At 53.9% G+C, this 26,261-nt stretch carries 23 protein-coding genes; 12 read left to right on the top strand and 11 right to left on the bottom strand.

All coding sequences use genetic code 11. The features are described 5' to 3' along the window. Positions 1 to 643 precede the first annotated feature (643 nt). Positions 644 to 1,633, top strand: coding sequence for a 2-hydroxyacid dehydrogenase (locus tag ACWYRJ_RS13465; RefSeq protein WP_008502392.1), 990 nt, complete (start codon positions 644 to 646; stop codon positions 1,631 to 1,633). 19 nt (positions 1,634 to 1,652) lie between these two features. On the opposite strand, the gene ACWYRJ_RS13460 is transcribed toward ACWYRJ_RS13465, so the two are convergent. Next, positions 1,653 to 2,861 carry an MFS transporter gene (locus ACWYRJ_RS13460; RefSeq protein ID WP_455508069.1) on the bottom strand — a complete coding sequence of 403 codons (1,209 nt, stop codon included), beginning with the start codon at positions 2,859 to 2,861 and terminating at the stop codon, positions 1,653 to 1,655. Positions 2,862 to 3,317: 456 nt separating this feature from the next. Between ACWYRJ_RS13460 and ACWYRJ_RS13455 the strand changes: the two genes are divergently transcribed. Continuing rightward, complete coding sequence (locus ACWYRJ_RS13455) at positions 3,318 to 3,989, top strand: MgtC family protein (protein WP_455508068.1); 672 nt, start codon at positions 3,318 to 3,320, stop codon at positions 3,987 to 3,989. A 245-nt stretch (positions 3,990 to 4,234) separates the two neighbouring features. Beyond that, positions 4,235 to 4,669: a universal stress protein UspF gene (gene uspF, locus ACWYRJ_RS13450; RefSeq protein WP_311390530.1), complete on the top strand. Its 435-nt coding sequence runs from the start codon at positions 4,235 to 4,237 to the stop codon at positions 4,667 to 4,669. Between the two features lie 58 nt (positions 4,670 to 4,727). On the opposite strand, the gene ACWYRJ_RS13445 is transcribed toward uspF, so the two are convergent. Beyond that, on the bottom strand, positions 4,728 to 7,310 hold the full coding sequence (locus tag ACWYRJ_RS13445) for a bifunctional diguanylate cyclase/phosphodiesterase (protein WP_455508067.1): 2,583 nt from the start codon (positions 7,308 to 7,310) through the stop codon (positions 4,728 to 4,730). Between the two features lie 317 nt (positions 7,311 to 7,627). Beyond that, the gene (dcp, locus tag ACWYRJ_RS13440) at positions 7,628 to 9,661 is read right to left on the bottom strand and encodes a peptidyl-dipeptidase Dcp (RefSeq protein ID WP_455508066.1); all 2,034 of its coding nucleotides are present in this window, start codon (positions 9,659 to 9,661) and stop codon (positions 7,628 to 7,630) included. A 142-nt stretch (positions 9,662 to 9,803) separates the two neighbouring features. Here dcp and ydfG point away from each other — a divergent pair, with 142 nt between their 5' ends. Next, positions 9,804 to 10,550, top strand: coding sequence for a bifunctional NADP-dependent 3-hydroxy acid dehydrogenase/3-hydroxypropionate dehydrogenase YdfG (gene ydfG, locus ACWYRJ_RS13435; protein WP_455508065.1), 747 nt, complete (start codon positions 9,804 to 9,806; stop codon positions 10,548 to 10,550). A 91-nt stretch (positions 10,551 to 10,641) separates the two neighbouring features. Continuing rightward, entirely contained in the window at positions 10,642 to 11,328 is a 687-nt protein-coding gene (locus tag ACWYRJ_RS13430; RefSeq protein WP_014883681.1) for a GntR family transcriptional regulator, read from the top strand. 33 nt (positions 11,329 to 11,361) lie between these two features. Here ACWYRJ_RS13430 and ACWYRJ_RS13425 read toward each other — a convergent pair whose 3' ends face one another. Further along, the gene (locus ACWYRJ_RS13425) at positions 11,362 to 11,793 is read right to left on the bottom strand and encodes a universal stress protein (RefSeq protein WP_111965759.1); all 432 of its coding nucleotides are present in this window, start codon (positions 11,791 to 11,793) and stop codon (positions 11,362 to 11,364) included. Positions 11,794 to 12,080: 287 nt separating this feature from the next. On the opposite strand from ACWYRJ_RS13425, the gene ydfZ reads away from it, so the two are divergent. Beyond that, complete coding sequence (gene ydfZ / locus ACWYRJ_RS13420; RefSeq protein ID WP_014883679.1) at positions 12,081 to 12,284, top strand: putative selenium delivery protein YdfZ; 204 nt, start codon at positions 12,081 to 12,083, stop codon at positions 12,282 to 12,284. Between the two features lie 43 nt (positions 12,285 to 12,327). On the opposite strand, the gene ACWYRJ_RS13415 is transcribed toward ydfZ, so the two are convergent. The 5 genes from ACWYRJ_RS13415 to ACWYRJ_RS13395 form a co-directional block, all read right to left on the bottom strand. Continuing rightward, on the bottom strand, positions 12,328 to 13,791 hold the full coding sequence (locus ACWYRJ_RS13415) for a mannitol dehydrogenase family protein (RefSeq protein ID WP_455508064.1): 1,464 nt from the start codon (positions 13,789 to 13,791) through the stop codon (positions 12,328 to 12,330). A gap of 220 nt (positions 13,792 to 14,011) precedes the next feature. After that, positions 14,012 to 15,379: an MFS transporter gene (locus ACWYRJ_RS13410; RefSeq protein WP_455508063.1), complete on the bottom strand. Its 1,368-nt coding sequence runs from the start codon at positions 15,377 to 15,379 to the stop codon at positions 14,012 to 14,014. Positions 15,380 to 15,451: 72 nt separating this feature from the next. Continuing rightward, complete coding sequence (locus tag ACWYRJ_RS13405; protein WP_455508062.1) at positions 15,452 to 16,471, bottom strand: Zn-dependent oxidoreductase; 1,020 nt, start codon at positions 16,469 to 16,471, stop codon at positions 15,452 to 15,454. A gap of 14 nt (positions 16,472 to 16,485) precedes the next feature. Next, positions 16,486 to 17,700 carry a D-mannonate dehydratase ManD gene (gene manD / locus ACWYRJ_RS13400; protein WP_063145672.1) on the bottom strand — a complete coding sequence of 405 codons (1,215 nt, stop codon included), beginning with the start codon at positions 17,698 to 17,700 and terminating at the stop codon, positions 16,486 to 16,488. A gap of 111 nt (positions 17,701 to 17,811) precedes the next feature. Further along, positions 17,812 to 18,138, bottom strand: a complete 327-nt coding sequence (locus tag ACWYRJ_RS13395) for a YnfA family protein (protein ID WP_025757996.1) — start codon at positions 18,136 to 18,138, stop codon at positions 17,812 to 17,814. A 152-nt stretch (positions 18,139 to 18,290) separates the two neighbouring features. Between ACWYRJ_RS13395 and ACWYRJ_RS13390 the strand changes: the two genes are divergently transcribed. Together ACWYRJ_RS13390 and speG are read left to right on the top strand one after the other, a co-directional pair. Further along, positions 18,291 to 18,629, top strand: coding sequence for a DUF1283 family protein (locus ACWYRJ_RS13390; protein ID WP_008502414.1), 339 nt, complete (start codon positions 18,291 to 18,293; stop codon positions 18,627 to 18,629). Beyond that, on the top strand, positions 18,629 to 19,189 hold the full coding sequence (gene speG, locus ACWYRJ_RS13385; protein WP_048030664.1) for a spermidine N1-acetyltransferase: 561 nt from the start codon (positions 18,629 to 18,631) through the stop codon (positions 19,187 to 19,189). Before ACWYRJ_RS13390 ends, speG begins: the two co-directional genes overlap by 1 nt. 17 nt (positions 19,190 to 19,206) lie before the next feature. Here the strand turns inward: speG and ACWYRJ_RS13380 are convergent, their stop codons facing one another. Next, positions 19,207 to 19,917 (bottom strand): YnfC family lipoprotein, encoded by a 711-nt coding sequence (locus ACWYRJ_RS13380; RefSeq protein ID WP_111965770.1) that lies wholly within the window; start codon positions 19,915 to 19,917, stop codon positions 19,207 to 19,209. A gap of 62 nt (positions 19,918 to 19,979) precedes the next feature. On the opposite strand from ACWYRJ_RS13380, the gene ACWYRJ_RS13375 reads away from it, so the two are divergent. From ACWYRJ_RS13375 to dmsD, 4 genes are all read left to right on the top strand, one after another. Next, positions 19,980 to 20,768: a hypothetical protein gene (locus ACWYRJ_RS13375; protein ID WP_146749044.1), complete on the top strand. Its 789-nt coding sequence runs from the start codon at positions 19,980 to 19,982 to the stop codon at positions 20,766 to 20,768. Between the two features lie 131 nt (positions 20,769 to 20,899). Then, on the top strand, positions 20,900 to 21,169 hold the full coding sequence (locus tag ACWYRJ_RS13370; RefSeq protein WP_021241220.1) for a DUF1161 domain-containing protein: 270 nt from the start codon (positions 20,900 to 20,902) through the stop codon (positions 21,167 to 21,169). Positions 21,170 to 21,300: 131 nt separating this feature from the next. Further along, on the top strand, positions 21,301 to 23,739 hold the full coding sequence (gene ynfE, locus ACWYRJ_RS13365; protein WP_455508061.1) for a selenate/tellurate reductase subunit YnfE: 2,439 nt from the start codon (positions 21,301 to 21,303) through the stop codon (positions 23,737 to 23,739). Positions 23,740 to 23,832: 93 nt separating this feature from the next. After that, entirely contained in the window at positions 23,833 to 24,447 is a 615-nt protein-coding gene (dmsD, locus tag ACWYRJ_RS13360) for a Tat proofreading chaperone DmsD (protein WP_455508060.1), read from the top strand. Between the two features lie 42 nt (positions 24,448 to 24,489). Here the strand turns inward: dmsD and ACWYRJ_RS13355 are convergent, their stop codons facing one another. Further along, positions 24,490 to 26,172 (bottom strand): SulP family inorganic anion transporter, encoded by a 1,683-nt coding sequence (locus ACWYRJ_RS13355; RefSeq protein ID WP_455508059.1) that lies wholly within the window; start codon positions 26,170 to 26,172, stop codon positions 24,490 to 24,492. Positions 26,173 to 26,261: the final 89 nt, after the last annotated feature.

Below are 26,261 nucleotides of genomic sequence, written 5' to 3'. Positions count from 1 at the left end.
CTGTTCCTGGGCATTGCCAGCAGGTAAAGCATTGCGAATATCAATGACCCCCAGTACACCGAATCGTACCGCCAGGGATCAAAATCGATATGTAAAAAACCGCGAACAAACTCATAGCCGTTGGCAAAAACGTTAATCTGGATGGCTGCAATGGCTATCACAAACAGCGTATAGGCTATGAACAGTGGGTATTTTCGTAGCCGGTTAACCTTCTGTTTCCCGATATATAACAAGAAAAAAACTACTATAGATACAATGAAATAGTACAAAGCGGGCAGCATTGGCGGAGATAAGGACAACCCCAGCTGTTGCGACATGCATCATTCTCCCTCTTTATCAGAAACTCACCCGGTTCCTGATATCGTCCCATCACATCCAGAAGGATTGCAGTTTTCACACCCTCTTGCCATTCTTTAACGTAATTCAGACAGGCTTTTTTCGCATCCTCAACCCACTGCATTTTTCTCTACATGCCCTGAGCAGATTCAAGCCAAAGATTCCTCGTAGCAACAATATCATGGAGTTAGGATGTAGATATGCTCTAGAATAATTCATAGAACTTATTGAATTCAATAATATTTTAGAAATTGTAAGATAATTTTAATCATGCTAACGTGAATGCAAAATCACTGGAGAAAGTCTTATGAAACTCGCGGTATATAGCACAAAGCAGTACGACAAAAAGTATCTGCAACATGTTAACGAGGCTTACGGGTTTGAGCTTGAATTTTTCGACTTTCTGCTGTCCGAAAAAACCGCCAAAACGGCGCACGGCTGTGAAGGCGTCTGCATTTTCGTAAACGATGACGGCAGTCGCCCGGTGCTGGAAGAGTTGAAAAAACAGGGGGTGAAGTACATCGCCCTGCGCTGTGCAGGCTTTAATAACGTGGACCTCGACGCGGCGAAAGAGCTGGGTCTGAAGGTGGTGCGCGTTCCGGCGTACTCCCCGGAAGCGGTGGCTGAACATGCGATTGGCATGATGATGTCGCTTAACCGTCGTATTCACCGCGCTTATCAGCGCACCCGTGACGCCAACTTCTCGCTGGAAGGGCTGACCGGCTTTACCATGTACGGCAAAACCGCCGGCGTGATCGGCACCGGTAAAATCGGCGTGGCTGCCCTGCGCATCCTGAAAGGCTTCGGCATGCGTCTGCTGGCATTCGATCCGTACCCAAGCGCCGCAGCGCTGGATCTGGGCGTGGAGTACGTCGACCTGCCGACGCTGTTCTCGCAGTCCGACGTGATCTCCCTGCACTGCCCGCTGACGCCGGAGAACTACCACCTGCTTAACCAGGCGGCATTTGACCAGATGAAGGATGGCGTGATGATCATCAACACCAGCCGCGGCGGGCTGGTTGACTCTCAGGCCGCTATCGAAGCGCTGAAAACCCAGAAAATTGGCGCGCTGGGAATGGACGTGTACGAGAACGAACGCGATCTGTTCTTTGAAGACAAGTCGAATGATGTGATCCAGGACGACGTGTTCCGCCGCCTGTCAGCCTGCCATAACGTGCTGTTTACCGGACACCAGGCGTTTCTGACTGCCGAAGCGCTGATCAGCATTTCGGAAACCACGCTGGGTAACCTGCAGCAGCTGGAAAAGGGCGAAGCGTGCCCTAACGAACTGGCGTAAGCGTGACGCCGGGTGGCGGCTATGCCCCACCCGGCGTACTGTCTGTTTCCCAGGTCCGGTGCGCAAAGCACCACCAGAGCAGGACGGCCACCAGCGCAATCGCGCTCAGGACACTGAATGCCGTGGCAAATGAGTAATGACCGGCAATCGTGCCGGTTAACGCCGGGCTCATGGATGCCCCAATCCCCTGCATCAGCATCACCACACTCTGCCCGGCATTGACGTGCCCGCTCCCGCGCAACAGCACCACGATAAACGACGGTACCACGACGCCCAAGATCCCTGCGGCCAGCCCGTCGAGAATTTGTACCGGGATCATCATGAGCGGCGCGTCCGTAGACGCCGCCAGCGCGGCGCGCACCGGCATCACCAGCAGCGCCAGCATAATCAAGCGCCAGTAGCCGTAGCGGTCTATTCGGTGGGCGACCCAGATGGCGACGGGGATCATCACGGCCTGAGAGATGATAACGGTGCCCGCCGCGTACAAACCGGGGTTGATCGAGGCGGGCGCGGCGGCCACCCTCATGCTCAGCATCGGCAGCAGCGCGGCGTTCGCCAGGTGAAACAGCAGCAGCGTCAGCCCGGTCACAAACAGCGCCCGGTTTTTCATCAGCACTGCAAAACCGGGGACCGGCAGGCTCGCTGAAGAAGAGAGCCCCCTCGCCGCGTCGTTATCGATATCCCCGTTGCGAATGGCAAGCAGCGCGCAGAGCGTTAACAGCGTGGTACAGGTCATCAGCAGGAAAATTCCGCCGACGCCCCAGTACCAGGCAATGCCCCCTGCAATCAGTGCGGTAACAAAGTTTCCGCCGTGATTGAATGCCTCATTTTTGCCCATCTGCGCGCTGAACCCGCTCTGGCCGGTCAGCCCCAGCGTAATCCCGGCGATCAGCGGGCCGACAAACGCCGCACAGATACCGGAGACAATTTGCGAAACGGCGACAACAGCGCTCTGCTGGCTAAACCAGAGCAGGAGCGTGCTAAGGGTGATGAGCAGGCACACCAGCGCCAGCACGGTCCGCTTGCTGCGTGAGGTGTCGGTGATGAATCCCGCCGGCAGCGTGGCCAGTAATCCCGCCAGACCACCGGCCGTCATCAGGATGCCTATATCATCAGGGGTCCAGTGGCGTTCGGTCAGAAAAATACCGAGAAAGGGACCGAGGCCATCGCGGACATCCGCGAGGAAAAAACTTGTCAGGCATAACGCCCGCAGCGAACGAAGAGACATACTTCCTACCTTTGTCTGTTATCGCCTGTAAAAAAGGAAATGTAGTATAGCGGGTATTTTTTAAAATCAGATGACGTCTTAAAAAATATGCCTTGCGAACTTAAACAATTCATAACGGAGGCTGTTTTTTCGCTTTACTCATTATTTCGCCTGACTATACTGGCAATAAATTTTCACAGGAGACCTTCGTTGGAAAGTCATTTTATCGTCGATACGAAGGTAAGCTAGCGCAATTTTCTCGCTGCTTACCTGAAAGGGTGGGCAGCAATCCTCTTTAAGCGATTGTATCCCGAAATAGTAAAACCACTCATTTTGTGGGGCATCGCATGTTCATGTTTACACATTCACTCTTTCCGCCACCGTTGTCCTGACACGTTTAGCATTTAAACGGCGTTATGATGTGCTTAGCAAAGCACTGACGCTTATTATTTAATAACGTTAACAGGCGACAGGTTGATGTTCCCTTATATCTCTCATCTGCTCGCAGCGATGCTGCTGGGCGCAATTATTGGCGCGGAAAGACAGTGGCGCCAGCGTATGGCCGGACTTCTTACCAATGCACTGGTTGCCACGGGTGCCGCAGTGTTCATTTTAAGTTCGGTATCGACTTCTCCTGATAGCCCGGGGCGTATCGCAGCGCAGATCGTCTCCGGTATCGGCTTTCTTGGCGCAGGCGTCATTATGCGTGAAGGAATGAATATTCGTGGTCTGAACACCGCCGCCACGCTGTGGTGCTCGGCCGGAATTGGCGTGCTATGTGGTTTAGGCCAGTTCTGGAATGCCGCCATGGCCAGTTTAATTATTCTCTGCGCCAACATATTGCTTCGCGAAGCCGCGCAGCGGATTAATCAGCTGCCCGTGCTCCATGAAGGCGAAAAAAGCTATGTTCTGAAAATCACCTGTGCTGACGAGCATGAAGATGCGGTGCGGCAGAGCATCGTTAATATGGCGAAAGAGTTGACGTTAAGTCTGAAAGCGATTTATTCCTCCACGGCTCAGGCTGAGGGAAAAACCGAAATTCGGGCTGAGGTGATGACCCGTGAAGAATACCGAAAATTACTCGAACTGATTATGGGCAATATGGGCGGGAATAAAATTATCGCGTCCGTCAGCTGTCACGCAATATGAACAAGGTACCGGGCATTGCGCCCGGTTGAGGCTTTGGCGTTTTGCAGAAAACGGACCGTGACGCGGAGAGATTCATCCCCGGATGTCCCTGTTCGTTGTCACGCCACGTTGGCAAGATCACGGACAGGTTCGAATGTACGCCTATCACATAACCGAAATTTGTCCCCGTTATGACACCCTGCTCTCTGTTTTCCTGAAATTAACGGTCTACCCTGAATTGTGTGAAAAACACTCAGGAGGGACAAATGTACAACTCAATTTTAGTTCCAATTGACATTTCGGAGGATAGTCTGACGCACATGGTTATCCCCTTCGTTCAGGCACATACAGCACTTAACACAGCTAAAGTTCACTTTCTTACTGTCATTCCATCGCTTCCGTATTATTCATCATTAGGCCTGGCCTACTCGGTCGAAATGCCGAAGCTGAAAGAGTTCCAGCACGCGGCCTTAGCAAAGCTGGATGAAATCGTTAAGCAATTCAAAATTCCTCCAGACAAGATACAGACGCATGCCGTGACGGGGTCTCCGAAGGATCAGATCCTTAAGCTCGCAGATACGATCGGCGCCGACCTGATCATTATCGCCTCCCATAAGCCGGACATTTCGACCTATCTGTTGGGCTCAAACGCTGCGGCAGTGGTTCGGCATGCGAAATGCCCTGTGCTGGTTGTAAGATAAAAAAAACCGGGCGTAACGCCCGGTTTTTCATTTACGCTTCCCTGAATGAAAGCACGCTTTAGAGATTTACTCTGCTTGCGTTTAAATTTAAGTCCGTAATGGCGACCGGTTTTCCAAGCAGGTAGCCCTGAACCTCATCACATTTATTTTCTTTAAGAAAAGCGAGCTGTTCGACGGTCTCCACCCCTTCTGCGGTTACCGCCATGGAATAGGCTTTCCCCAGGTCGATAATTTTCTCCACGACTGACTGGTTCTGCGGCGAGTCACCCAGGGTAAAAATAAAGCTCTTGTCGAGCTTAAGCCCATCAAACTGAAACTTCCGCAGATAGCTCAGAGAGGCGTAGCCGGTTCCGAAATCGTCAATCAGAATGCGGACGCCCATTTTTTTGAGAGACTTCATGGTCTGCAGCGTTTTTTCAGGATCGGAAAGCGTTACGTTTTCCGTCACTTCTATTTCCAGCCGGTTGGATTCAAGCCCTGTTTCGTGAAGTAACTCTTTTATCCTTTCAGCAAGATCGCTTGCCTGGAATTCGATAGCAGAAATATTTACGGATACCGATAATCCCGGCAATTTATCTTTCGTTTCCGCACACGCTTTGCGTATGACCCAGTTGCTCAGGCTAATAATAAGCCCGGTTTCTTCTGCCAGCGGAATAAACTGGTCGGGCATTATGGTCCCCCGAGTCGGGTGCTGCCAGCGTACCAGCGCTTCGACGGCCTCTATTTTAGAATACCGGAGGTTATAACGGGGTTGGTAAACCAGGTAGAGTTGTTCTTCGCGAATCGCAGTCTTCAGCTCTAATTCCAGTTTCCTGCGTTCGGTCAGCTTTTCCGACATATCCGGGCGATAATAGACCCATCGGTTTCTGCCGGATTGCTTTGCCTGATACAGCGCAATATCTGCATAGCGTAGAAGATCGTTTGCGCTGATGCTATCCCGGGGAGCCTGTGCAATGCCCATGCTTACGCCTATCGCTACCTCATTTCCTTCAATGGAAAAAGGTCGGTTCAGTTCTTGCACGATGCGGCGACACACCTCTTCAATCTGGTCTTGCTGGCTGGTGTTGCCGAGGAGAATCATAAATTCATCCCCTCCCTGCCGTGCGACAAAATCACCTCGTCGAACGCAATATTTAAGACGTGAAGCGACCTCACCGAGCAGAGCATCCCCAGTAGAGTGCCCAAAAATATCATTGACGGGTTTAAACTTGTCTAAATCGAGACAAATCATGGCAAAGGGATAATGGTTAAGGTCTTCTTTAGCCAGCTGGCCTGCCAGAAATTCCTTAATATGATAGCGGTTCGGCAGACCGGTTAATTCATCATGACGTGACAGAAACTCCACACGTTTTGTTGCTTCAACTTCCTGAGAGACATCGGTTGCCGCGCCTCGCAAAACCACCGTTCCATCAGGCTGAGCAGAAAATTTTGCCAGGAGCGTGCAATATGACGTGGTTTGATGCGCGTGAGTATAAGGACAGTTTTTAAATTCAAAGCGCTCAGTTAAGTCCCGCTGGCTGGCACAGGCATGTGATAACCCGCTTGTCGACGGAAAGAGTTCATCCAGGCTGCGGCCTATCCATTTGCTATTTTCATATCCCGTTATTGTAGTAAAACGACCTGACAGCCATGTTATCTTTAACGATAAATCTGTTTCCCAGAACCAGTCGCTGGTTGTTTCACTGACGTCCCGGAATCGTTTTTCACTCGTAATTAGATTTAATCGCGCCTGCTCAAGGAGAAAGCTATTTTCGTCAAGCATTCTCGCCTTGTGCATAATATGACGCATTAATATTAGCGTCATCGATACCGTCAGAACGACTGAAAGAATGAGTAATGGCAAAAAATAAATTATCAACGCCTGGCCGGGATTTTCACCGTCCCAGATAATTTGCACATCACCATTCTGGGTGCTTAAGGTAAATTCCGTCTGATTATTTATTTGAGAAGTCACTGTAGCCGGTGAGGTACGAACATTCAGAATGCCGGCATCCTGCCCAATCGTGAGGAGTTTTTTAGCCGTTAACTTATCTATAAACACCATTGTCGAAGATTTCCCCGGTAAGGGTTGCACGCTCGTATCATCACCGGTCGTTATCCATTCAGCAGAAACAATGGCCGGGACCGAATTGATAAGCGTTAGCACAGAAACCGGCAATCCATTTTTAATGCTTATCTCACGCAGTAAACGGTCTTTGGTTGATTTGTCTAACCAGCGCTCCAGATCCTGAAGCTTCAGTTTCCCGTCAACCACGCTGTATCGCGTGCTCCCTTCAGGAGAGAGAACAAACACCCCTTCGTAGCCAAAGTTGTCATACAGGGACTTGCCCAGATTCTGCTTATCCCATGCCCAGTGAACGTCTGTGGTCAGATGAAGATGTTTGTAGGCATCTCCCCACTCGGCATTGTCTTTCAAATGACTTCGCATGTTTTCCTGGCGGGTATCCAGGGCCTTCCTTAACAAAAATTCATCGTGCTTGTCGCTGATTTTATTAACATTATCTTTTATTATGAGCAGGGAAATTATTGCTGCAATAAAAATACTTATCAACAACGTTACTATATAGGTAAAAGTTTTATTTATCAGGCCTTTAGAAGGCTCGGTATCCGTGAAGCCCGGATTGTTCAAAGGTAAGGTCATCTTTCGCCTTCTTGACTGCTACTGCGTCGATTCTTATGCCATTTTCATTTATCGGCACAAAATAATAAAAATTTATAGCTAAAAATTGGCAGTTAAAAGATTTTTTATTTTTACAATCCAGATCAAAGTATTAATTACTCACTCATTTACAGACTACTCTCGGTAAATTATATATACCGGTAGAAGCGCGTTTTAATCTCACATTTTTTATTTATAAAGAACGCCTGTAAAAATTTTTTTTGCTGAAGCATTTACCAGCAAGATGAAATTAAAAAACCGGGCGTAAAGCCCGGCTCTTTTTTCTGACGAAACTGTCGCTATTCGCTCAACCCGCGATTCTCCAGCATCGGTTCAATCTTCGGATCGCGCCCGCGCCAGCTGCGATAAAGTTCAGCCAGATCCGTGCTGTTACCACGAGACAAAATCGCCTCGCGGAATTTTTGCCCGTTTTCACGAGTTAAGCCGCCCTGCTCGACAAACCATTGATAGCCATCATCCGCCAGCATCTGCGTCCACAGGTAGGCGTAATACCCCGCCGCGTACCCGCCGCCGAAAATATGGGCAAAATAGCTGCTGCGGTAGCGCGGCGGTACGGCGGGCAGATCCAGCCCCTCTTTTTTCAACGCTGCCGCTTCAAAGCCTTCAACGTCCGAAACGGCCTCGCCGATGCCGTGCCAGTTCATGTCCAGCAGCGCGGCAGCCAGCAGCTCCGTCATGTCATAACCCTTGTTGAAATGGGTAGCGTTGAGCATGCTTTCCCGCAGCGCGTCCGGCATCGGCTCCCCGGTTTCGTAATGGCGCGCATAATGGGTAAACACCTGTGGATGGCTGGCCCAGTGCTCGTTGATTTGCGACGGGAACTCAACGAAATCACGCGGCGTATTGGTGCCGGAAAGGGTGGCGAAACGCTGGCTGGCAAAAAGACCGTGCAGCGTATGGCCAAACTCGTGGAACAGGGTGATCACGTCATCCCACGAGAGAAGCGCGATCCCGCCATTCGTCGGTTTTTGGTAGTTACAGACGTTGTAGATAACCGGACGGGAAGCAAACTCGAAGGATTGTTCGACGAAATTCCCCATCCATGCCCCGCCCTGCTTGGAATCACGGGCAAAGAAGTCGCCGTAAAACAGCGCCATGCCCTCACCGGTGTGGTCGAAAATTTCCCATACGCGGACGTCCGGATGATACACCGGGATATCAAAGCGCTCGACGAAGCGAATGCCAAACAGCTGGCTGGCGGCCCAGAAAACGCCATCCTGCAGCACGGTATTGAGCGCAAAGTACGGCCTGATCTGCGACTCATCAAGGGCATATTTTGCCTGGCGCACGCGCTCGGCATAAAACGCCCAGTCCCAGGCCTGGACGGTGAAACCGCCCTGCTCATCGTCAATGACTTTCTGAATATCGGCCTGTTCGCGTTCCGCGCGGGCACGGGCGGCAGGCACAATGCCGCGCATAAATTCCAGCGCGGCGGCCGGGGTTTTCGCCATCTGATCGGCGATACTCCAGCTGGCGTAATCCTCAAAGCCCAGCAGGCTGGCCTGCCGGGCGCGCAGCGCCGTCAGACGAAGGATCAGCTCGCGAGTGTCGTTTTCATCCCCTTTCTGGGTGCGCGTCCAGCCTGCGTTGAAAAGGTTTTCGCGGGTCTGACGATTGCGCAGCGCGGAAAGCGCGGGCTGCTGGGTGGTGTTCAGAAGCGGGATCAGCCAGCGATCGTTTAGCCCTCGCTCCGCGGCAGCCTGCGCGGCGTCCGCGATTTCACCGGCGCTGAGCCCGTCAAGCTGGTGCGCGTAATCCACCACCAGCCCACCCGTCTTATCGGCAGCCAGCAGGCGCTGGTTAAACTGGCTGGTCAGGGAGGCAGCCTCGGTATTCAGGGCCTTCAGCTCGGCCTTTTCTGTCTCATTCAGACGCGCACCGGCCAGAATAAACCGCTGATACGTCTCCTCGACCAGACGACGGGATTCGGCATCAAGCGCGGCACGATCCTGCCAGACGCTTTCCACGCGGGCGAACAGCACGTCATTCAGCCAGATATCGTTTGCCAGCGCGGCAAGCTCGGTGGAGAACTGTTCTTCCAGTTCCTGTAAATACGGATTGGTGTGAGCGGAAGTCATAGCGAAGAACACGCTGCTGACGCGCGCGAGCAAAGCGCCGCTTTTCTCCAGCGCCAGCACGGTGTTCGTGAAGTCAGGCGCAGCGGCCTGAGAGACAATCGCGTTAATGTCCGCCCGCTTCTGGCGAAGGGCTTCATCGAAAGCTGGACGATAGTGACTGTCGTCGATCTTATCAAAAGGGGGTGCCTGGTAAGGAAGCAGGCTGATTTCAAAAAAAGGATTCGTTGCCGTCATCTTTCACTCCTGAGTACGGGTATCCTCCCAGAGTAGGCCAGGCCGCCATCCCCTGCAACGCCGTCATACAAATGTTGCCTTAACGCACCCTCTGCCGCCGTGCTATGTTAGTAAAACACAAAAAGCGTTGAGGAACAGTGAGATGATTATTTTAGTTACCGGGGCAACGGCAGGTTTTGGTGAAAGCATCACGCGTCGCTTCGTCGCCAACGGGCACAAGGTTATTGCGACCGGCCGTCGTCAGGAACGTCTGCAGGAGCTGAAGGACGAATTAGGCGACAGCATCCTGACCGCGCAGCTGGACGTGCGTAACCGCGCGGCGATTGAAGAGATGATTGCTAACCTGCCCGCCGAGTGGCGCGCCATCGACGTGCTGGTCAACAATGCCGGTCTGGCGCTGGGCATGGAGCCCGCCCATAAAGCCAGCGTGGAAGACTGGGAAAACATGATCGACACCAACAATAAAGGGCTGGTCTATATGACCCGCGCGGTGCTGCCGGACATGGTTGAACGTAATCGCGGCCACATTATCAATATCGGCTCCACCGCCGGAAGCTGGCCTTATGCGGGCGGCAACGTTTACGGCGCGACGAAAGCGTTTGTGCGCCAGTTCAGCCTTAACCTGCGGACCGATCTGCACGGCACCGCCATTCGCGTCACCGACATCGAGCCGGGCCTCGTGGGCGGCACCGAGTTTTCCAACGTGCGCTTCAAGGGCGATGACGCGAAAGCAGACAAAACCTACGAAAACGCTAACGCCCTGACGCCGGAAGATGTCACCGAAACGGTCTGGTGGGTGGCGACGCTGCCAAAACACGTCAACATCAATACCGTAGAAATGATGCCGGTCAGCCAAAGTTTTGCCGGACTTAGTGTCCATCGTGGCTAAATCTGCCCTTCCCGGCCTGCGGGCCGGGTCTGTTTCGGTCTATAAAAGAATGGTAGTATGTTCAGGCTAACTCTCTGAGAAATGACAACTCATGGCCGCTGAATCGCAACTCAACCCCACCCAGCCCGTAAACCAGCAAATCTATCGCATTTTGCGACGTGATATTGTCCATTGCCTGATCCCACCGGGAACGCCGCTTTCTGAAAAAGAGGTGTCCGTGCGTTTTGACGTTTCCCGTCAGCCGGTGCGTGAAGCGTTTATTAAGCTTGCTGAAAACGGTCTGATTCAGATCCGCCCGCAGCGCGGCAGCTACGTGAACAAAATTTCACTCTCTCAGGTGCGCAACGGCTGTTTTGTTCGCCAGGCCATTGAATGCGCGGTGGCGCGCCGTGCCGCAACGCTCATCAACGACAACCAGTGTTATCTGCTGGAGCAAAACCTGCATCAGCAGCGAATTGCGATTGACCGTAAGCAGCTGAATGATTTCTTCCAGCTTGATGATGAATTCCACCAGAAACTGGCGCAGATTGCGGATTGCCAGCTTGCCTGGGACACCATCGAAAACATCAAGGCCACCATCGACCGCGTGCGTTATATGAGCCTCGATCACGTCTCCCCGCCGGAAATGCTGCTTCGACAGCATCATGATATTTTCAGCGCACTGGAAAAACGCGACCCGGACGGCGTGGAAAAAGCGATGACGCTGCATCTGCAGGAAATTAGCGAATCCGTGCAGCTGATTCGTCAGGAAAATAGCGAGTGGTTTAGCGAAGAGTAATATTCGCCGCCCCTTTCAGACGCGGCGATGGGTTTAGCGAACGACTAACACCGGAATAGTGGCGTAGCGCAGGATAGATTCCGCATTTGACCCCAGCAGATGGGTGCTGATGCCCGGATTTTTCGACCCGATGACGATCGCGTCATATTCCCCTTCTTTGCTCAGCCTGATGATTTCATCGCGGACGTTGCCAAAGCGAACCAGGCTGTCAATTTTCTCCGGCGAAATATCGAAAAGTCTTTTTAACGCGTTCATTTTCTTACCGGATTCCTCCGTCATATACTCTTCGAACTTTTTAATATCGGCGTTAAATCCACGCAGCAGGGATCGGCTGCTGGCCGGCAGAATATTGACCAGGGTAATCGAGGCGCCCTCAGCCTTCGCAAGGTTTGCCGCGTGGCGAACCGCTTTGTCGCTCAAATCCATTTCAAACACATCAACAGGCATCAAAATCTTCTTATACATAAGCCTGACTCCTTATTCCGATGAAAGGGTTATTTCCTGTACCCAGAATGGCATTAGTAATATAAACCAACCCTCAACGCTTCCCTGCTGAAACTATCATTTAATGAAAATAATGGTCTGCTTTGTAAATTGCTGTAGTGAACCGTCAGCGCCCGGCACAATAAAGAAAAAAGTGTGAGTTTGATCAAAAACAAAAACATGTGATGCAGACAGGCGTATTTATATGCTCCGTGAACGGCAACCCTGAAATAACGCCGTAACGAACAGGTTAGAGAGGAGGAAATACCATGATGACATACGACCGTAACCGCAATGCAATCACCACCGGCAGCCGCGTCATGATTAGCGGCACGGGCAAAACTGGCGTGATTAAAGCAATCCACAGCGACGGGCTGGATGCCGCGCAGGTGCGCCGCAGCAAAACGGTTGAAGTGGAAGGATGCGAAGGTAAGTTCGAACCGATTGAGCTGATTCGCCTGGGTATGCACTAAGCGGTGCGCGGACATGCCGCCGCAAACGGCGGCATGTGCTGAATTACCGTTGAGACACGTACTGCTCCACGGTCGCTTTCGCTCCCTTTTGCAGCAGCGTCAGGTAGGCCTTCATCACCGCATCAACAAAGACGGCTTCACGCGGTAACTCCTTGCCAAAGATGGCTTCAATGCCGAGAAGCGCCCTGACCCGGCTTTCCCCTTCCGCACTGTCCTTCACCGCCGCCTGAATCACCGCCAGCTGCGGGTCGCTTACGTCAATCGCGTTACCCTGCTCGTCCACGCCGCCGACATAGCGCATCCAGCCTGCCACGCCCAGCGCAAGCAGCGGGAAAGGCTTCTGATGCACCAGGTGCCAGCGCACGGAATCCAGCATGCGCTGCGGAAGCTTCTGGCTGCCGTCCATCGCAATTTGCCAGGTCCGATGGCGCAGGGCCGGGTTACTGTAGCGGGCAATCAGGAGATCGGCATAGCGCCCTAAATCGACGCCTTTGACCTTCAGCGTGGGCGCCTGCTCGTTGAGCATCAGCGCGTGCGCGGCAAGACGGTAATTCTTATCTTCCATGCAGTCGTTGATATGCTGATAGCCCGCCAGATAACCCAGGTACGCCAGGAACGAGTGGCTGCCGTTGAGCATGCGCAGCTTCATCTCTTCAAAAGGGATCACGTCCGACACCAGCTCGGCTCCGGCTTTTTCCCACGCAGGACGACCCGCCACAAAGTTATCTTCGATCACCCACTGACGGAACGGTTCACAGGCCACCGCCGCCGGATCGCGCACGCCGGTCAGCCGTTCGATTTTATCCAGCGTATCGGGAGTGACCGCGGGCACGATGCGATCCACCATAGTTGACGGGAAGGTGACGTGGGATTCAATCCAGTCCGCCAGTTCACCGTTTACCGCTCGGGCGTACGCGCAGGTGACATTGCGCATCACGTGACCGTTCTCTGGCATGTTGTCGCAGGACATCACGCTAAACGCCGGCAGACCCGCCGCCTTACGGCGCGCGAGCGCTTCCACGACGACACCCGGCGCGGATTTTGGCTGGTGCGGGTTTTGCAGGTCTGCGACGATAAACGGATGATCGAGCATCAGTTGCCCGGTTGCCGGTGAGTGACAGTACCCTTTCTCGGTGATGGTCAGCGAGACAATCGCCACCTGCGGTTCGCACATCGCCGCCAGCACCGTTTCCAGCCCGTCAACCTGCGCATGCAGCGCCTTTTTGACTACGCCAACTACGCGGGAAGTCCACGCATCGGCAGACATCTCCGCCACGGTATAGAGATTATCCTGGGCCTTCAGATCGGCAATCTGCTGCTCGCCGCCAATCAGGTTAACTTCACAGTAGCCCCAGTCGCTGCCGTGTTCAGCGGCAAGGATGTCGGCGTACACCGCCTGGTGCGCCCGGTGAAATGCGCCGAAGCCTAAATGTACAATGCGTGCTTTGAGGCTGTCGCGATCGTACTGAGGCAGCGTCGCGTTGGCCTGTAATAACGTGTTTTCCATGATTAAGACTCGTTAATTAGAAAGCTGTGGATCGCTGCCGCTCTTTCTGAAGCGGCAGCGCCTGCTGACTACACCAACTAGAATGGCAGCTGGAGTAAAAAGAGAACTGCCATCAACCATACCGATACTGCCGTTTGATTTTTTGATATATATTAACTTTTGCTCATCTGGTGTGACATAAAAATAAAGTTGTGTGACAGGTTACGCAGGCTGTAAACCACTAGCGTCGCGAAGAGACAGCGCCGTAACCCACACTCTCTTCTGGCGCAGACTCGGCTGCGTCATGCGCCGCGCTCAAATCACGGTCGCGCACTTCCGGCATCAGGATCGCCGAGACCAGTCCAATCGCGGAATAGGCCACCAGCATGGCAACAATGGGCCACCAGGAGCCGGTCATATTGCAGAAGATCCCTGCCAGCACCGGACCAAAGCCCACCGCCACCAGACCGCCAGCCTCTTTGGAGATGGCCATACGCGTAAAGCGATTTCGCGAGCCAAACATCTCCGCCATAGTGATATTTTCCAGCGCAAACAGCCCCAGCACGGCGAAGTTATGGATAACGATGATAGAGAGCATGATCGTCCCCGGCGCATAGCTCTTATCGACGATGATCGACAGCATCGGGTAGGCGAGCAGAATGGCGGAGATATTGAGAATAATGTACGGCAGACGGCGCCCCACTTTATCGGAAAGCCAGCCCAGCAGCGGGATGGAGATAAACCCGAGAATGGAGCTTACCATCAGCGCATCGGTCGGGATGGCCTTATCGAACAGCAGCGTCTGGACCAGATACCCGGCAAGGAACGTCTGGATCAGGCCCGAATTACCCGCCTGACCAAACCGCAGGCCGGTCGCTAGCCAGAAGGATTTGCTTTTCACCATGGAACCCAGCGACGTATCCGGCTGCACGCTTTGTGCATCGTTTACTTTCTCAAAGACCGGGCTCTCCTTGAGATTCATACGCAGCCAGATGGCGAAGATCATCACCACGACGCTGGCGAGGAACGGCACGCGCCAGCCCCAGGCAATCAGCTCTTCACGATCGAGGACAAAGAACATCACCGCCCAGATCGCCGTGGCGCTGAGCGTTCCGCAGTTCGTGCCCATCGCCACCAGCGAGGAGATGATGCCGCGTTTCCCTTTCGGCGCGTACTCCGCCAGCATGGTCCCCGCCCCGGAGATCTCAGCCCCAGCGCCCAGGCCCTGAATGATGCGCAGCGTCACCAGCAGAACCGGGGCAAAAATCCCGATCTGCGCGTAGGTCGGCAGGACGCCAATCAGCGTGGTGCAGATCCCCATCATGGTGATGGTGATGAACAGCACCTTCTTACGGCCAATGCTGTCGCCCATTCTGCCGAAGATAAAGGCGCCGACAATGCGTGCGATATAGCCTGCGCCGTAGGTCCCCATCGCCAGGATCAGCGCCATCGCGGCGGACTGTTCCGGGAAGAAGATCTCATGAAAGACCAGGGCGGCCCCCAGCGAGTAAAGCTGAAAGTCCATAAACTCCAGAGCGGTGCCCAGCCAGCCGGAAACGGCGGCTTTCACCAGATCGGAGGTGGTTCTTTGAGGTTGTGCTTGCGTCATAATGGCTATCTCTGAAAGGTAAGATGCGTACCACCAGAGCCTGTCTGCGCAGGCTCTTAACCGCGTATTTGATTATTGGCCGAACGTGAGTAAGACCTTGCAGCACTGCCGCTGGTCTTTTTCAAACAGTTCGATGGCGTCTGTTACATGGTGATAGTCAAAGGTATGGGTGATCAGTTTTTCCGGGTCGATCAGCCCCTTCTTCAGCCAGTCGATGACGACCGGGAATTTATTGGCATTGAGGCGTGAGGAGAAGATCGCCAGCTCTTTGCCGGTGATGCCCTGCTGAACAATCTGGCTCGGCTCGCTGGAAAAGCCCATCAGCACGATACGCGCCGCCGGAGAGGCCAGGGTTATCGCTTCCTGCAAAATAGATGGATGGCAGGCGGCATCAATGATTAACGTCGGTTTGATGCCCTTTTCGTCCAGCGCGGCCTGCAGCGACTGCTCGCCGTTATTAAAGACCCAATCCGCGCCGCTGCGCCGGGCCATCGTCAGGCGCTCGTCTATTCGGTCAACCACGATAACCTGCTTCACCTGATAGACGCCTTTCAGCGCCTGCACGGTGACCAGCCCCATCGGGCCTGCGCCGTAAATCTGCGCGACGTCCTGCCCGGTGGGACTGGCCTGCCCCGTCACGTTGGCGGCGATGGTGAAGGGCTCCACCATAACGGCGTGTTTATCAGGAATGTCATCCGGAATGGGCCAGGCATTTTGTGCAGGTACTGCCGCATATTCGCTGAAGCCGCCGTCACGGTGAACGCCCAGCACCACCAGCGAGGTACAGACGTTCGGTTTTCCCACCGAGCACGGGTAGCAGTGCCCGCAGCTGATCACCGGGTCAACCGAGACGCGCTGGCCCAGGCGGGCAGCATCAACGCCCTCACCCACGGCGTCGATCGCGCCAAAAAACTCGTGGCCAATGACGCGTGGGTACTTAGCAAACGGGTTATGCCCGCGGTAGATGTGGCTGTCTGAACCGCAAATCCCGGCCAGTTTAATCTTGACGCGCACTTCGCCTGCGCCTGGTTCCGGGCGTGGCCGCTCTTCAATCACCAGTTCGTTCGGCTGCTGAATCACTACGCTTTTCATCGTTCTCTCCTCGCTTACCAGTTCCACAGCGTGCCGTCTTCGAGACGGGCCACCGGCAGATAGGCCGGATCGTACGGGTATTTCGCCGCCAGCTTTTCATCAAACTCGATGCCCAGCCCCGGCTTATCCCCAGGATGCATATAGCCGTTATCAAAGCGCCAGCTGTGCGGGAAGACTTCCAGCATCTGTTCGGAGTAGCCCATATATTCCTGCACGCCAAAGTTCGGCACCCACAGGTCGAAATGCAGCGCGGCGGCGTGGCATACAGGCGAGAGATCCGACGGGCCGTGCGAGCCAGTGCGCACCTGGTAGAGCGAGGCGAAGTCCGCGATGCGACGCATCCCGGTGATCCCGCCCGCGTGGGTAATGGTGGTGCGGATATAGTCGATGAGCTGCTCTTCGATGAGCTGCTTGCAGTCCCAGATGCTGTTAAACACTTCCCCCACGGCAATCGGCGTGACGGTATGCTGGCGGATCAGGCGGAAGCAGGCCTGGTTTTCCGCAGGCGTTGGGTCTTCCATCCAGAACATGCGGAATTCCTCGATGCTCTTGCCGAAGCGCGCCGCTTCGATGGGCGTCAGGCGGTGGTGCATGTCATGCAGAAGATGCTCATTGAAGCCGAATTTACTGCGCACCGCGTCGAACAGCTTCGGCGTGAAATCGAGGTATTTTTCGGTGGACCAGAGCTGCTCTTCCGGCCAGTCGCCTTTGGTCGCAGGCTCGTAGGCCAGCCCCTTCCCTTTGGCCATGCCGTAGGTGGTTTTCATGCCCGGCACGCCGCACTGCACGCGGATCGCCTTGAAGCCCATCTCTTTATGGCGGGCGTAATCTTCCAGCACGTCGTCAATGGTATGGCCGGTGGTATGGCAATAGACCATCACTCCTTCCCGGGAGGCGCCGCCCAGCAGCTGGTAGAGCGGCATGTTGGCCGCTTTGGCTTTGATATCCCACAGCGCCATATCTACGGCGGAGATGGCCGACATGGTAACCGGGCCGCGACGCCAGTAGGCGCCTTTATAGAAAAACTGCCAGATGTCTTCGATGCGGTGCGCATCGCGGCCAATCAGCTGCGGGCAAAGGTGATCCTTCAGGTATGAGGCCACGGAGAGCTCGCGCCCGTTTAGCGTAGCGTCACCGAGACCGACAATCCCCTCATCGGTGGTGATTTTAAGGGTGACAAAGTTCCGCCCCGGGCAGGTAACAAACACGTCAGCCGCGACAATCTTCATAATTCCTTTCCTTACATCGCTCGTTGTGATGCTGGAAATTTACGCAACTACACTACTACCATACAAGTATAAAGATCGCGAAATCAGCTAGCGATCACAAAAACCGAGGGCTCAGGCGCGCCCCCATCCCGCTACAATAATCAGCATACCGCACAGGGCAATCAGCGCCCCGGCCCAGTCGTATGCGCTGAGTTTGACCCCGTCCACGACGCGCAACCACAGCAGCGCTGTACACACATAAACACCACCGTAAGCCGCGTAAACGCGACCACTGGCCGCCGGATGCAGCGTTAGCAGCCAGACAAACAGGGCAAGCGCGACGCCCGCCGGGATCAAAAGCAGTGCGCTTCCCCCCTTTTTCAGCCAGAGCCAGGGCAGGAAGCAGCCGATGATTTCGCATAGCGCGGTGGCAAAAAAAAGCAGCGTCGTTTTAAGCATATTTCACGCCAGGTGAGGATTTATTTAACCATCATACCTGATGATGCCCTTTACTTTTCCATACTTGCCCCGCGGGTATGCCGTCATTTCGCATTAGTGTAGAATCTGTACGGGGTAACCTGATTACCTGCACCCATTTAAAAGGAAACGCTATGACCACATTAAGCAAACGCCTTTGTCTGACAGCCCTGCTGGCGCTGTCATCGTTCGCCTTTGCCGCCTCTGCGACAGCGGAAACCAGCAAGCTCATTATTGAGTCTGGTGACAGCGCGCAAAGCCGCCAGAACGCCGCTATGGACAAAGAACAATGGAATGACACCCGTAGCCTTCGCCAGAAGGTCAACAAACGTGCCGAAAAAGAGTGGGACAAAGAAGATGTTGCTTTTGACGCACGCGATAAGTGTCAGCAAAGTGCAAACGTCAATGCATACTGGGAGCCAAACACCCTGCGCTGCCTGGATCGCCGCACTGGCCGCACGGTAGCCCCGTAATGTCGGTGTCCTGCGACGTTAAACTCCGTCCGCTGGAGCGTGAAGACCTGCGCTTTGTGCACCAGCTCGACAACAATGCCAGCGTGATGCGCTACTGGTTCGAAGAGCCTTACGAGGCGTTTGTCGAGCTGTCCGATCTCTACGATAAACACATTCACGATCAGAGTGAACGTCGTTTTGTGGTTGAGTGTGAAGGTGAAAAAGCCGGGCTGGTGGAGCTGGTTGAGATCAACCACGTTCACCGTCGGGCGGAGTTCCAGATAATCATCTCCCCTGAACATCAGGGAAAGGGCCTTGCGTCACGGGCGGCTAAGCTGGCAATGGATTACGGATTCAACGTTCTGAATCTCTACAAGCTTTACCTGATTGTGGATAAAGAGAACGAGAAAGCGATCCATATCTATCGCAAGCTGGGCTTTATGGTGGAAGGCGAGCTGATTCACGAATTCTTTATTAACGGTGAATACCGCAATACCATTCGCATGTGCATTTTCCAGCATCAGCACCTGGCCGGACATAAACCGTCTGGCGCCAGCCTGCTGAAACCGACCGCGCAGTAACCTGCGCGGTTTTATTCTCAGTAGTATTCAATCGTATTTTTGATGGTGTACTTGCGCTCAACGGCGGGTTTGACGCTGTCGTCCGTGATCGTCAGATCGCAGCTCACCGGGTTATTGTGGCGGTCGTAATCGCAGCTCTGCTTCACGTTGCCCAGCGGCTTGTCGTTCAACATGCTCACGGCCGAGTAATCCATTCTTTTGCGAAGATCTTTAGACGGCGTCGACTGAACGGACAGGTGCTGATCCCCGGAAACGGTGGTTTTGCCCAGCGGGTAGCCATCCGCGTCGTAGCGATACTTCACTTCCATCTCTTTGCCGTGCGCCGCCACCACAAAACCGTTGTCGTCGGTATCCCACGTTATCCCGGCTGACGGCAGTTCGGCCAGCTGGCATTTCCCCTGCAGCTTCACTTTGCGCTGCTGGGTTTCAGCGTCAAGATAGTAATTGGCATCCAGCACCAGCGCCACGCCGGTGTTGGCCTCCAGGTCGTGCAGCTCCAGCGTATCGAAACACCCTTCAGACGAGACGGTGCCGGTGACCCGTTTGGACACTTCGCCCTTCTCGTTGAACAGCGTCTGGGTAAAGTCTTTGACCGGGCCGCGCAGCGGGTCAAAATCAAACTCGTTTGAAAAACTCGCCATCTCGGGCGTAAACGACAGCGGCGCGGAGCTGTTGTCGCACCCCACCAGTGTTGCTGCCAGTAGCGTTATCGCTGCGTATATCTTCACATTCATTTCCGTACAGGAGATTATTCCCAATCATATTAGCAAATACAGCGGCTTACGCGATAGTGAAAACGAATCATCTGAACGCGGAGAAAACCGGTCTCGCCCACGCAGACGGGAAACCAGGCTATATTTTATGGGGAACGGTCAACGCTAAAGGATATATTATGACGGGCATTTCAAAAGAGATTGAATATCACAAAACGAACTTCCTGAATCATCCGTTATTTAATTATCTCAATGACGATGCATTATCGCTTGATGAGCGACTGAGGTTTTTACCCTATATTTCACATTTTGTCATGAGCTTTGCCGATATTAATAAATATATTTTGCCGTTTGCGACGCCCGCCAATCCGCTGGAACGGGCAGTGAATACCCATGCCAGGGAGGATGCCGAACACTGGCCCTGGTTTCTAAACGATCTGCAGACCAGCGGGCAAAATTCCGCCGCTAGCCTCACAGAACACCTGAGCTTTCTGTGGGCTGATAACCTGATTAACAGCCGAAAGCTGACTTACCATTTAATTCAGGCCCTTCACAATCAAAGCGCCAAAATGCGTTTAATCGTAATTGAAGTCATGGAGGCAACCGGCAATGCGACATTTGATACGTTGGCCTCCATAACAAAGGGCACGGATAAACAGCTGGAATACTGCGGTCATTTACATTTGAGTCATGAGACTGGACATTCAATGGGGAGCGAGGATGAGATTGTAGATACCCTGAATTTAACGGAAGAGGAAAGAAATAAAGCCAGCCAGATGATTGCTGAGTGCTTTAATGCGTTTCATCGTTTTTTTGATGAAATATTTGAGAATGTCTCACCAGAGCATTCTCGTTCGATTAAATGATAGCGGCTCGCCGCGCGAGGGAGCCAGCTACGCGTGGCAGCATTAAGATTAATCAGAAAATTACAGATAAAAACATAGACTTACGCCTCCCCTGCTACACTAACTTAACACACAGAGAAAAGGAGCTACAGATGAAACGGTTACCCTGGATTACCGCCCTGCTGTTAATGAGTGCCTCGACGGCCGCGCTGGCGGCACCGGATTCCTGCGAGCGCGTGAAAAGCGACATTCAGCAGAAGATCGTCAACAACGGCGTGCCTGAGTCAGGTTTTACGCTGAATATCGTGCCAAACGACCAGGCCGACCAGCCGGGCACGCAGGTCGTAGGCCACTGCGCTAACGACACGTTTAAGATTTTATACACCCGCACAGGCAGCGGTGCGGCAGCTGAACCTCAGTAATTGAGCTTCAATCCCCTTTGATTTGATAAGGATTAATATTTAGTCCCCCCAAATCAGTGACACTCACCCCATCATTAGCCCGGATATCATTTCGGGAAAAATAATACGCAATTATAATGATGGGGTGAGCCATGTCCGATGCTGAACATCACGGCGGAATTAGCCGTCGAACTCTCGTGAAATCTACGGCGATAGGTTCTCTGGCGCTTGCCGCTGGTGGGATCTCGCTTCCATTTGGTCTTAAAAGCGCTGCAGCCGCGGTGAAGGGCGCCGTCCAGCCCCCTGAAGATACCGTCGTGTGGGGCGCCTGCTCTGTCGACTGCGGCAGCCGCTGTGCGCTGCGTCTGCACGTGCGCGACAACGAAGTGTACTGGGTCGAAACGGACAACACCGGCGAGGATGTGTATGGCGATCACCAGGTGCGTGCCTGCCTGCGCGGACGTTCAATCCGCCGCCGCATCAATCACCCTGACCGTCTGAACTACCCGATGAAGCGCGTGGGCAAACGCGGCGAAGGCAGGTTTGAACGCATCACGTGGGATGAAGCGCTCGACACTATCACCGCCAGCCTGAAAGACGTGGTGGCCAAATACGGCAACGAAGCGGTGTATATCAACTACTCTTCCGGAATTGTCGGCGGCAATATCACCCGCTCTTCCCCTTACGCTTCGCTGGTGGCGCGCCTGATGAACTGCTACGGCGGTTTCCTGAGCCACTACGGCACCTACAGCACGGCGCAAATTGCCTGCGCGATGCCCTACACCTATGGCAGCAACGACGGCAACAGCACCTCGGATATCGAAAACACTAAACTGGTGGTGATGTTCGGCAATAACCCGGCGGAAACGCGCATGAGCGGCGGCGGGATTACGTACTTTCTTGAGCAGGCTCGCGAGCGGTCCAACGCGCGCATGATTGTTATCGACCCGCGCTACACCGACACGGCAGCCGGACGCGAAGATGAATGGATCCCGATCCGTCCTGGAACCGATGCCGCGCTGGTGGCGGGTATTGCCTGGGTATTAATCGACGAAAACCTGGTCGACCAGCCGTTCCTGGACAAATACTGCGTTGGCTACGACGAAAAAACGCTGCCGGAAAGCGCGCCCGCTAACGGTCACTACAAAGCGTATATTCTCGGCCAGGGCGATGACCACATGGCTAAAACGCCGGAGTGGGCCTCACGCATCACCGGCATTCCCGCAGAACGCATCATTAAGCTTGCCCGGGAAATTGGCTCCGCGAAGCCGGCCTATATCTGTCAGGGCTGGGGACCCCAGCGTCAGGCGAACGGCGAGCTGACCTCGCGCGCCATCGCGATGCTGCCGATCCTCACCGGAAACGTGGGGATCAACGGCGGGAACAGCGGCGCGCGAGAGTCGACCTACACCATCACCATTGAACGTATGCCGCTGCCGGATAACCCGGTCAAAACGCAAATCTCCTGCTTCAGCTGGACGGACGCCATCGCCCGCGGGCCGGAAATGACCGCCCTGCGCGACGGCGTACGCGGAAAGGATAAGCTGGACGTGCCGATTAAGTTCATCTGGAACTACGCGGGCAATACCATCATCAACCAGCACTCCGATATCAATAAAACCCACGATATCCTGCAGGATGAAAGCAAGTGCGAAATGATTGTGGTCATCGATAACTTCATGACGTCGTCAGCGAAATACGCCGATATCATCTTGCCGGACCTGATGACCGTCGAGCAGGAAGACATCATTCCTAACGATTATGCGGGCAATATGGGCTACCTGATTTTCCTCCAGCCCGTGACTACGCCGAAGTTTGAGCGCAAGCCCATCTACTGGATCATGAGCGAAGTGGCAAAACGCCTCGGGCCGGATATCCATCAGAATTTTACCGAAGGACGCACGCAGGAGCAGTGGCTGCAGTATCTGTATGCCAAAATGCTCGAAAAAGACCCTCAGCTGCCGTCCTATGACGAGCTGAAAAAAATGGGCATTTACAAGCGTAAAGATCCGAACGGACATTTTGTGGCCTATAAAAAGTTCCGCGAAAACCCGGATGCCAATCCGCTGAAAACGCCTTCGGGCAAGATTGAGATTTACTCCAGCAAGCTGGCGGAGATTGCGGCCACCTGGGAGCTTGAAAAAGATGAGACCATCAGCCCTCTGCCCGTCTACGCCTCGACCTTTGACGGCTGGGATGCGCCCGAGCGCGCGCGGTTCCCGCTGCAGCTGTTTGGCTTCCACTTCAAAGCCCGTACCCACTCAAGCTACGGTAACGTCGACGTGCTTAAAGCGGCCTGCCGCCAGGAGGTCTGGCTTAATCCTGTTGATGCCGAAAAACGCGGTATTAAGAACGGGGATACAGTGCGCGTGTTTAACGATCGCGGTGAGGTGAGAATTGAAGCGAAAGTCACGCCGCGCATCATGCCCGGCGTGAGCGCCATGGGCCAGGGTGCCTGGCACGACGCCAACATGAACGGCGATCGTATCGACCACGGCTCATGCATCAACACGCTGACCACGCACCGCCCGTCGCCGCTGGCAAAAGGCAACCCGCAGCACACCAATCTGGTGCAGATCGAGAAGGTCTAGAAAGTGAAGCGCATGACCGTTGTTTATTCTATGGTCTATAAATTGGTTTAACACAGTCGCGCGGGCGAAATCCGCGCGAGCAAGGAAGATGTAATGAAAGACGTCTCACAGCGTGAATCGTTCGCGTTCAGCGCCCGGGTGCTGGGCGCGCTGTTTTATTTTGCACCCGACAGCGAGCAGGCTGCTCCGCTGGTCCAGGCCCTGACCGCGGGCGACTGGGTTCAGGACTGGCCTCTGCTGCCGGAAACGCTGCAGCCCATTGCCGAATCCTTTGCCTCGCCTGCCGACGAGCCGCTGACGGACGCGTGGCAACGGCTGTTTATTGGCCCTTACGCCCTGCCCGCTCCACCGTGGGGCTCCGTCTGGCTCGACCGCGAATCCGTGCTGTTCGGCGACTCGACCCTCGCCCTGCGTCAGTGGATGCGGGAGAACAATATCGCGTTTGAGATGCAGCAGAACGAACCGGAAGACCACTTTGGGACATTGCTGCTGCTGGCAGCGTGGCTTGCCGAGAATGGTCGCGATGCTGAGTGCGATCGGCTTCTGGCGTGGCACCTGCTGCCGTGGAGCACCCGCTTCCTGTCGGTGTTTGTCGACAACGCCGGGCATCCGTTTTATACCGCGCTGGGTAGGCTTGCGCAGCTGACGCTCGCGGACTGGCGCTCCGGGCTGCTTATTCCGGTTGCGGAAAAGACGCTGTATCGTTAAAAGATGTGGCTTGCTCGCGGATGGCGGGCAAGCCAGGATGGTTTAAACCTCTCCTCCTGATTCACTCGCGCTCTCTTTACTTTGAATGAATCGAAGTGCCAGGTAGAGGTCTGGCGCCAGAATCATGTCATCATCATTCATTGTTGGCCGACTCTCTTTAAACCAGCGGGTTAACTCCGTTTTCCTGCCCGCGAGGATTAATTTAATCTGTCGACCTTTCAGATCGCGCTTTAACTCATTAATGGTTGCCAGAACGCTGATGTCTGAATAGGTGAAGCAGGCAACGGCATCAATGACCACCCATTTAGGCTGTAAGGCTGCCCCATCAACCAGGTTCAATACCCGGCGTTTAAAATAAGCCACGTTAAAATAGGTCAACGGTGAGTTAAATCGATACATCAGTACGCCCGGGACCATTTTAATATCGTTCGTATTTCCTAATGAGTGAATCATTCCATCGTCGTCAGTGCCCAGTAAGTGCTCAGAGGGACGAAACACTGTACGAAGGAACTGTAACAGGCCAAGCAACACCGCAAGGCCAATCCCCTGGATAACGCCGATAATTAAAACGCAGCCAAACGTGAAGAAGGCCAGACGAAATGCCTGCTTATTTCTGCGCCTCAGGTTCCATAATCCACGTAAATCGATTAATGACCACGAGGCATACATTAGAACTATACCTAACGCAGATACCGGAATGTATTGTAATGGCTGAGTGAAAAACACCACGACGATACCAATGATCAAGGCTGCGACCACCGAAACCAGCTGGCTTTTCCCCCCAACCGAATCATTAACTGCGGTCCGGGAATCGGCGCCACTGATAGCAAACCCCTGAGATAACCCCGACATAATGTTCGCAATACCCAGCGCGCGGAACTCTGCATCAGCATTAATTTCATAGCCATTTTTCGCGGCGAAACTGCGGGCGGTCAGCATCAGGCTGACAAAACTGACCAACGCCAGGTTCAGCGCCGGGATCACTAAATCACGCATCGGACCTGGCTGGAACGCCCCCCAGTTAACGACGGGTAAACCTGGCTGGAAGCCTTCTCCCCCAATCGTGGCAATTCCATACTGTTGCGCAGAGGTCACCCATACCAGCGCCGTTGTTATCACAATAGCAATTAAAGGTGCTGGCCACTGGCTGCGATACGTTTTAATCGCCATTAAAATAATTAACGTAAAAAGGGATATCCCTACGGTTAATAAATGGCTATCTGAAAGTCGGCCTGGCAAGGCGATTATTTTTTCAATAACCTGCGCCTCATCAAGCTTAATCCCCAACACCTTGCCTAGTTGCCCGACAATAATCGTCACCGCTACGCCGTTAAGCAGGCCGGTAAGAATGGGATGAGAAAGCAGATCGGCAAGTGCGCCCAGGCGGAATTTACTGGCCAGCAGGCACCACCCGCCCATCATCAATGTCATGATAATTGTCAGCTGCCAGTGCAGTTCGGGATTCCCCGCAGAAAGCGGAAACACGACGGCCGCAATCACCGCGCATGTCGTTGCATCTGGGCCCACAATAAGCTGGCGTGAAGAGCCAAACAGTGCGTAAGCTATCATTGGTAAAACGCAGGAATAGAGCCCTACAATTGCCCCAACACCCGCCAGCTCAGCGTAAGCAATCGCAACGGGTAGCGCTACAGCCGCAACGGATAACCCGGCTTTAACATCATGTTTTAGCCAGCTTTTATCGTAGGCTAAGGAAGGTGCGAACAAGTTCCTGATATGAGATCATCATATTCATCCGGAGCGCATCCCAGAGGGACATCATGAGCCATCAACTCACCTTCGCCGATAGTGAATTC

This window comes from Enterobacter sp. (assembly GCF_977039595.1).
The sequence above is the reverse complement of the archived record's forward strand: the minus strand, read 5'-3'. Positions and strand labels throughout refer to the sequence as shown.